We start from the raw sequence: 11,386 nt of genomic DNA, 5'->3' as shown, positions 1-11,386 counted from the left end.
CGGGTGATGGACATCATTGAGCTTCGGAAACGGTTCCGGGAACGGTGCAGAGGAGACGGTTCGGGGTGCCGTCCGGTACGCCGGTGAGCACGTTCGGCGTCGCGCGGTCGACGATGGCTTGCGAGACCTGCGCTGGAGTTGCGGAAGGGTTCTCGGCGCGGTAAAGAGCTGCCGCGCCCGCGACGAACGCGGCGGCCATCGACGTGCCGGAGGTCGGGCTCGCGCCACCCGGCGCCACGGCTGGGACGTCCACGCCTGGCGCGAAGACGTCGACACCCGCGCCGAAGTTCGTTTTCGGGGACACCGCGTTGTTCTGGTCCATCGCGCCGACGGTGAGCACGTCGGGCACCCGGCCCGGCGACGAGGTGCTCACGTCCGCCGCCGACCAGCCCGCCGGCACCGCCACCGGCATCACGGCCGCCAGCGTCTTGACCGCCTTGTCGAGCTGGTCGTTGCCCGGCCCGCCGATGCCGAGCACGGCGACCGCCGGCTGCTTCACGTTCTGCGCGACCCAGCCGATGCCGCTGATGATGCTGACCAGGTTGCCGTTCCCGCCGCTGTCGAGCACCTTGACCGGCACGATGTGCACACCCTTGGCGACGCCGTAGTCCTTGCCGCCGAGGATGCTCGCCAGCCGGGTGCCGTCCCCGTTGCCGTCGCTGGTGTCGGTGTTGTTGTCGACGAAGTTCTGGCCCGGCTCGACGCGACCCTCGAACTCCGGCTGCGTCGCGTCGACGCCCGTGTCGATGACGTACACCGTCACCTGGTCCGCCGTGGTGTCGTAGCGGTAGAGGTGATCGGTGGCGCTGTCGCGCTGGTCGATGCGGTCCAGGCCCCAGCTCGGCGGGTTGTCCTGCCTGCCGGAGTCGGCCAGAGCGGGTGCGGCCGTCGCCACGGTGGCGGCGAGGGTGAGCAGTAACGAGATCGCGGTGCGCGCCGGAAACTTTGTCACATCTGGCAGGGTCACCCCGTCACCCACACCGGGACAAACGCTGTACCACTATCGAGTCAGGACTTCTCGAGGTACTCGGCCCGATCGTCGTCGACGACCGAGGACACCAGCTGGGCCAGCCCCGGATGGGTGGCGAGCGCCGGGTCGGCGGTCACGATCTCCTGCGCGCACAGCCGGGCCTCGGCGATCGTCTCCTCGTCCTGCAGCAGCGAGAGCAGCTTGAGGCTGGAGCGCTTGCCGGACTGCGCGGCGCCGAGGATGTCGCCCTCGCGGCGCAGTTCGAGGTCCAGCCGCGACAGCTCGAAACCGTCCGTTGTGGACTCGACCGCGGCGAGCCGTTCCCGGGTGGACGTTCCGTCGATCGCCTCGGTGACCAGCAGGCACACGCCCGGCACGTCGCCCCGGCCCACCCGGCCGCGCAGCTGGTGCAGCTGGCTGACGCCGAACCGGTCGGCGTCCATGATCACCATCGCGGTCGCGTTCGGCACGTTCACGCCGACCTCGATCACCGTCGTCGCGACCAGCACGTCGAGCTTCCCCGCGGCGAAGGCCCGCATCACGGCGTCCTTCTCGTCGCTGGGCAGCCGTCCGTGCAGGATGCCGATGCGCAGCCCGGCCAGCGGCCCGGCCGCCAGCTCCGCCGCGACGTCGAGGACCGCCAGCGGCGGCCGCTTGTCGCTCTTGTCCGAGGGCGGCTCGTCACCGATGCGCGGGCACACGATGTACGCCTGATGCCCCTTGCCGACTTCCTCGCGCACCCGCTGCCACACCCTGTCCAGCCAGGCGGGCTTCTCGTTGACCGGCACGACCGTGGTGGAGATCGGCGACCGGCCGACCGGCATCACGCGCAGCGCGGAGGTCTCGAGGTCGCCGTAGACCGTCATCGCGACGGTGCGCGGGATCGGGGTCGCGGTCATCACGAGCACGTGCGGGCTCGTGTCGTTCGCGCCGCGCGTACGCAGCGCGTCCCGCTGCTCGACACCGAAGCGGTGCTGCTCGTCCACCACGACGAAACCGAGGTCGGCGAACGAGACCGTGTCCTGGATCAGCGCGTGGGTGCCCACGACGATGCCTGCCGCACCGCTCGCCGCGTCCAGCAGCGCCTGCTTGCGCTCCTTCGTCGACATCGAGCCGGTCAGCAACGTCACCTTCGTCGCTTCGTCGGCCGCCCCCAGCTCACCCGCCTGGCCCAGGTCGCCGAGCATCTCGCGCAGCGAGCGGGCGTGCTGCGCGGCGAGCACCTCGGTGGGCGCGAGCATCGCGGCCTGCCGGCCGGCGTCGACCACCTGCAGCATCGCGCGCAGCGCGACGACCGTCTTGCCGCTGCCGACCTCACCCTGCAGCAGCCGGTTCATCGGATGCTCGCCGCACAGGTCGTCCGCGATGTGCTCGCCGACCTCGCGCTGGCCGCTGGTGAGGTCGAAGGGCAGGCGCTTGTCGAAGGATTCGAGGATGCCGCCCGGCTTCGGCGGGCACGCCGGCGCGGGCCGCGAGCCCGCGGAGTGCCGGCGCTGGGCGAAGATCAGCTGGATCGCCATCGCCTCGTCCCACTTCAGCCGCTCGCGCGCGTTGTCGAGCGCGCCCTGGTCCTGTGGGCGGTGGATGCCGTGCAGCGCGTCGAACAGCTCGACGAACCCGTAGCGCTTGCGCAGTTCCCGCGGCATCGGGTCCTCTTCGCGCTCCAGGGTGTCGAGCACCTGACGCACACACCGGGCGATCGACCACGACGGCATCCCCGACGCCGCCGGGTACACCGGGATGATCGCGCCGAGGAAGTCGTCCAGCCTGGAACCGTCCGCGGAGTCGTCGTCCTGGTCGAGCATCTGGTACTCGGGGTTCGCCAGCTGCAGCTTGTTGCGGAACGCGGTGACCTTGCCCGCGAACAGGCCTGCCTTGCCGAGCTGCAGCTCGCGCTCGCGCTGGTGGGCGTTGCCGAAGAAGGCACACTCCAGCCTGCGGCGGCCATCGGTGATGGTCATCTCGACGATCCAGCCGGGCTTGTTGCGCATCCGGCGCTTGTTGACCCTCTCGATCCGCGCCATCACCGTCGCGTGCTCGCCGATCTCCAGGCCCGCGATGTCGGTCAGCTCGCCGCGCTCGGCGTAGCGGCGCGGGTAGTGGCGGAGCAGGTCGGCGACCGTGTGGATGTCGAGCGCCTCGGCCAGCGCCGCGGCCGTCTTGCGGCCCAGCAACGAGGTCAGCTTGTCGCTCAGGACTGTCATTTCCTACTCCACGCCGATCAGCAGCACCGCTTCGGTCTGGCCGCCCGGATAGCTCACGAACTCGACCTCCGGCCGCTCCTCGCACAGCTGGTCGGCGAGCTCGCCGGCCACGCCTTCCGGCGCCGCGGCGCCGGTGATCACCGTGACCAGCTCGCCGCCGACGGCGAGCATGCGCCGCAGCAACGTCATCGCCGCGGTCACCAGGTTCTCCTCCGAGAGCGGCTCCACCAGCACGACCTCGCCGTCGACGAACCCGATGAGATCGCCCGCGTGGGCCAGCCCCACCCAGGTTATCGACTCCTCTTCGGCGACCACGAGCTCGCCACGCCGGGTCGCCGCGGCGGCCTCGGCCATGGCCACGACGTCGTCGTTCACGCGCCGCGCCGGGTCGTGCACGGCGAGCGCCGCGAGCACCTGGACCGGGGAGGCGCAGGGGATCACGACGACCTCCCGGTCGCCGATCATCGCGTGCCCCGCTGTCTCGTCCGCCGCGGTGGTGAGCTGGGCGTCGCCGGGCAGGATCGTGATGTGCCCCACGGCGCGCTCGGTGACCAGGCCGAGCATCTCCTCGACGCTGGGCCGCGCGCCCTGCGACACCGCGAGGACCGCGACGCCCTCTTCGCGCAGCAGCTCGGCGAGACCGTCTCCACGGACGACGGCCACGACCGTGCGGTCCGGACCGGTCGGGGCGACCAGCGGGATCGGCGTGACCAGCGGTTCGACCCGGATCCGGCGTGGACGGCCGACCTCGAGCCCGGCTTCGATCGCGGCTCCGATGTCGGCGCAGTGGACGTGGACGGCGAACGCGCCGGAGCCGTCGCCGGCGACCGTGACGCTGTCGCCGAGGCTGCTCAGCGCGTGACGGAACTGGTGCAGGTCCGGCTCGGTGACCTCCTCCAGCAGGTACATGACCTCCCACGCGTACGGGGCGGGCGCTGCGCTCGTGGCCTGCGTATGCGCTTCGCAGGAGTGCGCGAGCTCTGTCGCCGTACCCGTGACGACACCGGCGAGAGCGTCCAGGACCGCGACGAGCCCGCGCGCGCCCGCGTCGACGACACCGGCGCTGGCGAGGACCGGCAGCTGCTGCGGGGTCTGCGCGAGGGCGGTAGACGCGGCCTTCGCGGCTGTCACGACCACCTCGTCCAGGGAGTCGCCCTTCGCGGCCTTCGCGGCGGCGTGCAGGACCGTCAGCATCGTGCCCGCGACGGGCCGCGCGACGGCTTCGGTCGCGACGCGGTCCGCGTGCACGAGGGCCTGGGCCAGGTCGTCGCCACCCAGCTCGGGCGCACCCGCGGCCGACTCGGCGAGGCCGCGCAGGACCTGCGAGAGAATGACGCCGGAGTTGCCCCGCGCGTTGCGCACCGCACCCCTCGCGAGCAGGGACAACGCCTGCCCGGCGCCGGTCAGTTCGCCGTCGGCGAGCGCGTCGCGGGCGCCGGTGATCGTGTGGAGGAGGTTGGACCCGGTGTCGGAATCGGCGACCGGGTAGACGTTGATGCCGTTGATCGCGGGCCGGAGCACGTCGAGACTGTGTACGCACGCCGAGGCCCAGGCCACCACCGCAGCCTCGTCCAACGCCCGCACTCGCCCGACCTCCTCACCCCGGTTCCTGGCAGCGTATCGACCCGGGCGTGGGCGGGGTGAAGACAGTCGTTACTATGGTCGAGTTGCCCGGCCCCGCTGGGCGTGATCTGTCTTCCCCTGATCGTCAAAGGAGTTCGACGTGGCTGCCGTGTGCGACGTCTGTGGCAAGGGACCGGGCTTCGGCAAAGCGGTCTCGCACTCCCACCGGCGTACCAACCGCCGCTGGAACCCGAACATCCAGACTGTGCACGCCAAGGTCGGCGTGTCCCAGCGCAAGCGCCTGAACGTGTGCACCTCGTGCCTCAAGGCGGGCAAGGTCGTTCGGGGCTGATCCCACAGCTTCCAGGCCCGGGTGGACGTCAGTCCCCCGGGCCTTTTGGTGCGCCCGGGGTGGGCCGCCGCCATCACTGGCTGCGGTTGCCGGGTCGCCTCGGGTGAGCGGGTGGCTGTCGGGCGCCGGTGGCGAGGTGGTGGCCTCTACGGCAGCTTCCAGTCGATCGGCTCGCCGCCCTGCTGCACGAGAAGGTCGTTCGCCTTGCTGAAGGGCTTCGAGCCGAAGAAACCGTTGTGCGCCGACAGGGGGCTGGGGTGCACCGACTCGATGCACGGCACCCCCGTGAGCAGCGGCTTCAGACTCCGCGCGTTCGAGCCCCACAGGATCGCCACCAGCGGACCACCCCGGGCGGCCAGCGCCCTGATCGCCTGCTCGGTGATCTCCTCCCAGCCCTTGCCCTTGTGCGAGTTGGGCGAGCCGGGCCGCACGGTGAGCGCCCTGTTCAACAGCAGCACACCCTGCTCGGTCCACGGGGTCAGGTCCCCGTTGGACGGCTGCGGGTGACCGAGGTCGTCGCAGTACTCCTGGTAGATGTTGATCAAGCTCTTGGGCAGCGGGCGCACGTCGGGCGCCACCGCGAAGCACAGGCCGATCGGATGCCCCGGCGTCGGGTACGGGTCCTGGCCCACGATGAGCACCCGCACACCGGCGAAGGGCTGCTTGAACGCGCGCAGCACGTTCTCCCCCGACGGCAGGTAGCGCCGCCCCGCCCCGATCTCCGCGCGCAGGAAGTCACCCATCGCGGCGATGCGGCCGGCGACCGGCTCCAGCGCCTGCGCCCACCCGGCTTCCACGACCTCCGACAACGGTTTTCCGCTCACGGCTGGCGACTGTAGCGCCTGCGCCGGGCCCGGCTTCGCGCCGCCCGCAAGGTTTTCCACCTGCTGCTGGTCAGCGTCGACCGGCCGTGGACATGGGAAGGCATCGTGGCCACCACCCCACCCGACGCGTGCAAGGTACTCGACGAGCACACCGGGCCTCTGCTAGTCGATCCGCCGGAGCTCGGCGCGGAACAGCTTCGCCCGCTCGACATACCCGTCGACCACCCGCTGGATCGCCTCCGGCCCGAAGGACTTGTTCGGCCGCGTCTTCGCCGGGACGCCGAGCGCGATGTGACCCGAGGGCACGTGCGACCGGTAGGACAGCACCGCCCCCGCGCCGACCATCGCGCCGTCCTCGATCACCGTGCCGTTGAGCACCACCGAGCCCGACGCGATGAGGCAGCCGGTCCCGATGTTCGCGCCCTCGACGTGCACCGCGTGCCCGACCGCCGACGACGGGCCGAGGATCGTCGGCTCCTTGGCGGTGCAGTGCACCACGCAGCCGTCCTGGATGTTCGACCGCTCCCCCAGCTCGATGTACCCGTGGTCGCCCCGCAGTACCGTCTGCGGCCACACCGACGCGTAAGCCCCGATCCGCACGTCACCGATCACCGTCGCGTCCGGATGCACGTAGGCGTCGGGATGGATCCGGGGCACCCGGTCGCCGAGCGCGTAAATCGCCACGAAGGCTCCAATCACCGTGAACTCACTTCGCCTGCGATTGGATCACGGGCATGCTCGGCCGGATAGTCCTCGCCGCCGTGACGCTCGCGGCTGCTTGCATCTGGCCTGCGGCACCCGGCGACGACCTGCGAAACGGCCTGGCCGCGACCCCGCCGATGGGCTGGAACAGCTGGAACCAGGTCGGCTGCGACGGCCTGAACGAACAGGTCGTGCGCGACGCCGCCGACACGCTGGTCAGCACCGGGATGCGGGACGCGGGCTACCGCTACGTCGTGGTCGACGACTGCTGGCAGGACTACACCCGCGCGCCCGACGGATCCCTGCGCCCGAACCCGGCGCGGTTCCCGCACGGCATGGCCGCGCTCGCCGAGTACGTCCACCAGCGCGGGCTGCTGTTCGGGATCTACGCCGTGCCCGGCAGCGGAACCTGCGCGATGTACAACTCCGGCTACCCCGCCACCGGGATCGGCTCGCTCGGGCACGAACGCCAGGACGCGCAGACGTTCGAGGCCTGGGGCGTGGACTTCCTCAAGTACGACTGGTGCTACGCCGACACCCACGACGGCCTCGACGAGCAGGCCGCGTTCGCGAAGATGCGCGACGAGCTGCAGCGGCTCGCGCGTCCGATCCTGTACTCGATCTCCGAGTACGGCGCGCAGCGGCCCTGGCTGTGGGGCCGGGCGATCGCGAACATGTGGCGCACCACCAACGACCTGACGCCGGACTGGTCGTCGATCACGGACACGATCGAACAGCAGGCCGCGGTGACGACGGGCAGCCCGGGCGCCTGGAACGACCCGGACATGCTGCAGGTCGGCGACGGCTCGCTCACCGTCGACGAGGAACGCGCGCACTTCAGCATCTGGGCGATCCTCAACGCGCCGCTGTTCTCCGGCACGAAACCGTCCGCGAGCGCGCTGAGCACGTTGCTCAACCACGAGGTGATCGCCGTCGACCAGGACTTCGGCGGCAGCCAGGGCCGGCGGCTCGCGGTCACCGCGACGACCGACGTGTGGGGGAAACCGTTGTCGGACGGCGGGTACGCGCTCGTCCTGCTCAACCGCGGCGGCACCCCGGCGAACATCTCGGCCCAGGTGGGCGGGCACTGGAGCGTCCGGGATCTGTGGCAGCACAAGGACACCGGCACCAGCGACGGCACGGTGGGGGCGAACGTGCCGCCGCACGCCGCCGTGATGCTGCGGCTCAGCCCGCGGTGAGCTCCTTGCCGAAGCACAGGCTCAGCTCGTCTTCGCGGTAGTAGCCGAACTTCGTGATCTCCGCGTACCCCGACGACCGGTACAGCGCGATCGCCTCGGGCTGCTTCAGACCCGTCTCCAGCACGAGCCGCCGATGCCCGGCGACCGCGGCCGTGCGTTCCAGCTCCGCCAGGATCACTCGCGCGAAACCCTTGCCCCGCGCGGACTCCACGACGAACATGCGCTTGATCTCGGCCTCGCCCGGCCCCAGCCCGTCCGGGTGCGCACGCCAGCCGCCGCAGGCGACCGGTACCCCGTCGTCGTACCCAACGAGGAACAACCCGTGCGGCAGCGCGAACTCCGCCGGGTCGACGGGCGTCAGGTCCTGGTCGCCGTAGCGGACGACGTACTCCTGCTGGACGCCGTCGACGAGCTTCACGGCGTCCGGGTGGTCGTAGGGGGTGACACGCAGCTCCACAACCGCACGGTATGCGGTCAGCGCCAGTGTTCCCAACCGCTTTCCTCGTGGTACGGCTCACCGTCCACAGTCACGCCGGAGTCCGGCATGGTGACCGCTCCGATGCGCCGCCAGCCTTCGGGCAGTTCCACGAAGGGCGGGAAGGTGGCCGCGAGCGCGTGGTCCTCACCACCGGTCAGCACCCAGCGCAGCGGGTCGGCGCCGAGGGCCGTACCGACCTCGACCAGGCGGCGGTGCACCTCCAGCTGGCCGGTCCGGATGTCGATGCCGACCTCCGACAGCTCGGCGATGTGCCCGAGGTCGGCGAGCAGCCCGTCGGAGATGTCGATCATGGCTGTCGCCCCTGCCTCGGCCGCCTTGGGACCGGCGGCGTAGTCCGGTTCGGGGTAGCGCTGGGCGTTCGCGACGGTGACCGGCGAGCGGAACCCGCGGTGCAGCACGGCGAGCCCGGCCGCCGCCCAGCCCAGCCGCCCGCACACGGCGACGATGTCACCGGGACGCGCACCCGAGCGGGTCACCGGTGGGCGCCCGCGCAGGTCACCCAAGGCGGTGATGCTCAGAACCAGCTGATCGGCTTGCACCATGTCACCGCCGACGAGCCCCGCGCCGGCGCCGGACGCCTCCGCCCACATGCCGTCGGCGAGACCCTTCACCACCTCGGCGGGGGTCGCCGACGGGCAGGCGAGGCCGACGAGCACCGACGTGGGCACCGCGCCCATCGCCGCGACGTCGGCCAGGTTCACCGCGACGGCCTTGCGCCCGACCTGCTCCGGCGTGGACCAGTCGAGCCGGAAGTGCACACCCTGGACGAGGACGTCGGTGCTCGCCACGACGCGGCCGTCCGCGGCGGCGACGACCGCGGCGTCGTCGCCCGGCCCGAGCAGAGTGGTCGCGGGCTGTCTTCGGTTCTCCGTCACGGCGCGGATGAGGCCGAACTCACCCAGTTCGGCTACCGTGCCGCCGTTCGGCACGTCGTGTGACGACACTCGCCTGCTCCGTCCCTCGTAAGTCGGAAAGTCGGATCACCTATCGTCTCCCCGTTGGGGTAGGTTCTTCCCACGTTCCTACCTTGAGTTCGACGTAGAAGACGAAGGGGCGCGCCGTGGTCCACGCATACATCCTCATCCAGACCGAAGTCGGCAAGGCGGCCGCGGTCGCTGCGGAGATCTCGGCGATCCCGGGCGTCACCACCTCGGAGGACGTGACGGGCCCGTACGACGTGATCGTCCGCGCCGAGGCCGACACCGTGGACCAGCTCGGCCAGCTCGTCGTCGCCAAGGTCCAAGGCGTCGACGGGATCACCCGGACGCTCACCTGTCCGGTCGTGCATCTCTGACCGTGCCCGAGTTACAGTCCGGCGCCCCGCCCAGGCGTCTCATCGTTCTCGCCGCCGTGCTGGCCGTCGCGCTCGCCGTCGGGGTCGCCGTGCTCAGCATCGTCAACCGCAGCCAGCCGGGCCAGCCCGACAACGGGCCGCTCGCACTCGTGCCGGTGCCCGCGTCCCAAGCGGACTCGCCGGAATGCGCGACGCTCGTTCCGGCGCTGCCGGCGCAGCTCATCTCGAACGGCGCCACACTGGACCGGCGGGAGATCGCCGAGCCCGCCCCGCCCGCGACCGTGGCATGGGGCGCGCCCGACGCGATCGTCCTGCGCTGCGGACTGGACCGGCCGCCGGAGCTGACGCAGACCGCGCAGCTGCGGGTGGTGTCGGGCGTGCAGTGGCTGCCGGTGGAGGGCCAGGGCGCGTCGACGTGGTACGTGGTCGACCGGAACGTCTACATCGGGCTGACCGTGCCGGATTCCGCCGGGACCGGCCCGCTGCAGCAGGTCTCGGACACCGTGGCCGCGACCCTGAAGCCGGTGCCGCTGCGGTTTTAGGTGCAGGGCGGGCTCGCGCCGGGCGAACCCGGCAACGGCAGCCGAAATGGCGGCGGCCCACCCCCCAGGGCGCACCCGGCAACGGCAGCCGAAATGGCCGCGCCCGGCCGACCCACCCCACGCTCCGCGCGAGGTCAACCCGGTACCCCTACCGCAGCCCGGTACCCCTGGCCACAGCCGTCTCCACCAGTGTCGTCAGCAGGGTGCGGAAGTCCATCCCCGTCACGGCCCACATCTTCGGGTACGCCGAGGTCGCCGTGAAGCCGGGCATCGTGTTGACCTCGTTGACCGTCAGCTCGCCGTTCTCCCCCACGAAGAAGTCCACGCGCGCCAGGCCCTGGCAGTCCAGCGCCCCGAACGCGCGGACGGCCTGCGCCCGCAGCCGCTCAGTCACGACGTCGTCGAGTTTGGCGGGGATGTCCAGTTCGGCGTCCTCACCGATGTACTTCGTCTCGAAGTCGTACCAGGAGTTTTCCGCCAGTACCCGGATTTCGGCCGGCAGCGAGGCCTCGACCCGCCCGTCGGGGAACTCGAGCACGCCGCACTCGACCTCGCGGCCGGCCACCGCGGCCTCGATGAGCACCTTGGGATCGGTCTGCCGCGCCAGTGCGATGGCCTCGTCGAGCTGCGCCCAGTCGGTCACCTTGCTGATGCCGATCGACGACCCGGCACGCGCGGGCTTGACGAACACCGGCAGCCCCAGCCGCTCCCGCGCGGTCTCGTCCAAAGTGGACTCGCCGCGGCGCAGGGCGACATACGTGCCGACCGGAAGTCCTTCCGCGGCAAGGAGTTTCTTCGCGAACTCCTTGTCCATCGCCGCCGCGCTGGCGAGCACACCCGCCCCGACGTACGGGATGCCCGCGAGCTCCAGCAGGCCCTGGATGGTGCCGTCCTCGCCGAACGCGCCGTGCAGGACCGGGAACACGACGTCCACCCCGCCGAGCGCGGCCGCGCCCGAGTCGAGGCTGACCAGCTCGCGATGGGTCGGGTCGCCGGCGAGTACCAGCGCCTGGCCGGTCTCGTCGACGGTGGGCAGCTCGCTGCCACGGATTTCGAGGGTCGCCGGGTCGGACGTGCCGAGCACCCAGCCGCCCTCCTGCGTGATCCCGATCGGCACGACCTCGAACCGCTCCGGGTCGAGGCTCGCCAGCACACTGCCTGCGGAGACACAGGAAATCGTGTGCTCGGTGCTGCGGCCGCCGAACACCACGGCTACCCGCGTCTTCCCAGTAGTCAT

General features: G+C 71.3%; 12 protein-coding genes. 4 read left to right on the top strand and 8 right to left on the bottom strand.

The features are described 5' to 3' along the window. Positions 1-13 precede the first annotated feature (13 nt). From LWP59_RS07835 to LWP59_RS07825, 3 genes are read right to left on the bottom strand one after another with little or no spacing between them, the layout of a single operon-like run. Complete coding sequence (locus tag LWP59_RS07835; protein ID WP_308431689.1) at positions 14-952, bottom strand: S8 family peptidase; 939 nt, start codon at positions 950-952, stop codon at positions 14-16. A gap of 56 nt (positions 953-1,008) precedes the next feature. Next, complete coding sequence (recG, locus tag LWP59_RS07830; RefSeq protein WP_144639018.1) at positions 1,009-3,174, bottom strand: ATP-dependent DNA helicase RecG; 2,166 nt, start codon at positions 3,172-3,174, stop codon at positions 1,009-1,011. A 3-nt stretch (positions 3,175-3,177) separates the two neighbouring features. Next, positions 3,178-4,758, bottom strand: a complete 1,581-nt coding sequence (locus LWP59_RS07825) for a DAK2 domain-containing protein (RefSeq protein ID WP_144639016.1) — start codon at positions 4,756-4,758, stop codon at positions 3,178-3,180. A gap of 139 nt (positions 4,759-4,897) precedes the next feature. Here LWP59_RS07825 and rpmB point away from each other — a divergent pair, with 139 nt between their 5' ends. Further along, a complete protein-coding gene (rpmB, locus tag LWP59_RS07820; RefSeq protein WP_091516398.1) occupies positions 4,898-5,089 on the top strand; it encodes a 50S ribosomal protein L28 in 192 nt (63 codons plus the stop codon). A gap of 146 nt (positions 5,090-5,235) precedes the next feature. Here the strand turns inward: rpmB and LWP59_RS07815 are convergent, their stop codons facing one another. Together LWP59_RS07815 and LWP59_RS07810 are read right to left on the bottom strand one after the other, a co-directional pair. Beyond that, a complete protein-coding gene (locus tag LWP59_RS07815; RefSeq protein WP_144639014.1) occupies positions 5,236-5,913 on the bottom strand; it encodes a uracil-DNA glycosylase in 678 nt (225 codons plus the stop codon). A gap of 162 nt (positions 5,914-6,075) precedes the next feature. Beyond that, positions 6,076-6,597 (bottom strand): gamma carbonic anhydrase family protein, encoded by a 522-nt coding sequence (locus tag LWP59_RS07810; protein WP_144639012.1) that lies wholly within the window; start codon positions 6,595-6,597, stop codon positions 6,076-6,078. A 50-nt stretch (positions 6,598-6,647) separates the two neighbouring features. Between LWP59_RS07810 and LWP59_RS07805 the strand changes: the two genes are divergently transcribed. Next, the gene (locus LWP59_RS07805; protein ID WP_144639010.1) at positions 6,648-7,814 is read left to right on the top strand and encodes a glycoside hydrolase family 27 protein; all 1,167 of its coding nucleotides are present in this window, start codon (positions 6,648-6,650) and stop codon (positions 7,812-7,814) included. Here LWP59_RS07805 and LWP59_RS07800 read toward each other — a convergent pair. After that, a complete protein-coding gene (locus LWP59_RS07800; protein WP_144639008.1) occupies positions 7,801-8,271 on the bottom strand; it encodes a GNAT family N-acetyltransferase in 471 nt (156 codons plus the stop codon). The two genes, LWP59_RS07805 and LWP59_RS07800, sit on opposite strands and share 14 nt — an antisense overlap. Before the next feature lie 17 nt (positions 8,272-8,288). After that, entirely contained in the window at positions 8,289-9,257 is a 969-nt protein-coding gene (locus tag LWP59_RS07795; RefSeq protein WP_186383259.1) for a thiamine-phosphate kinase, read from the bottom strand. Between the two features lie 116 nt (positions 9,258-9,373). On the opposite strand from LWP59_RS07795, the gene LWP59_RS07790 reads away from it, so the two are divergent. Together LWP59_RS07790 and LWP59_RS07785 are read left to right on the top strand one after the other, a co-directional pair. Continuing rightward, positions 9,374-9,607, top strand: coding sequence for an Lrp/AsnC ligand binding domain-containing protein (locus LWP59_RS07790; RefSeq protein ID WP_144639005.1), 234 nt, complete (start codon positions 9,374-9,376; stop codon positions 9,605-9,607). Positions 9,608-9,609: 2 nt separating this feature from the next. Then, positions 9,610-10,149 carry a DUF3515 domain-containing protein gene (locus tag LWP59_RS07785; RefSeq protein WP_144639004.1) on the top strand — a complete coding sequence of 180 codons (540 nt, stop codon included), beginning with the start codon at positions 9,610-9,612 and terminating at the stop codon, positions 10,147-10,149. A 148-nt stretch (positions 10,150-10,297) separates the two neighbouring features. On the opposite strand, the gene LWP59_RS07780 is transcribed toward LWP59_RS07785, so the two are convergent. After that, positions 10,298-11,386 carry a D-alanine--D-alanine ligase family protein gene (locus tag LWP59_RS07780; protein ID WP_144639003.1) on the bottom strand — a complete coding sequence of 363 codons (1,089 nt, stop codon included), beginning with the start codon at positions 11,384-11,386 and terminating at the stop codon, positions 10,298-10,300.

It is taken from the genome of Amycolatopsis acidiphila (assembly GCF_021391495.1).
Classification (GTDB): domain Bacteria; phylum Actinomycetota; class Actinomycetes; order Mycobacteriales; family Pseudonocardiaceae; genus Amycolatopsis_E; species Amycolatopsis_E acidiphila.
The sequence above is the reverse complement of the archived record's forward strand: the minus strand, read 5'-3'. Positions and strand labels throughout refer to the sequence as shown.

Bases quoted from the DNA above. Each gene is read 5' to 3' on its own strand.
- recG (WP_144639018.1), bottom strand. From the start codon at position 3,174: ATGACAGTCCTGAGCGACAAGCTGACCTCGTTGCTGGGCCGCAAGACG.
- LWP59_RS07805 (WP_144639010.1), top strand. From the start codon at position 6,648: ATGCTCGGCCGGATAGTCCTCGCCGCCGTGACGCTCGCGGCTGCTTGC.
- LWP59_RS07780 (WP_144639003.1), bottom strand. From the start codon at position 11,386: ATGACTACTGGGAAGACGCGGGTAGCCGTGGTGTTCGGCGGCCGCAGC.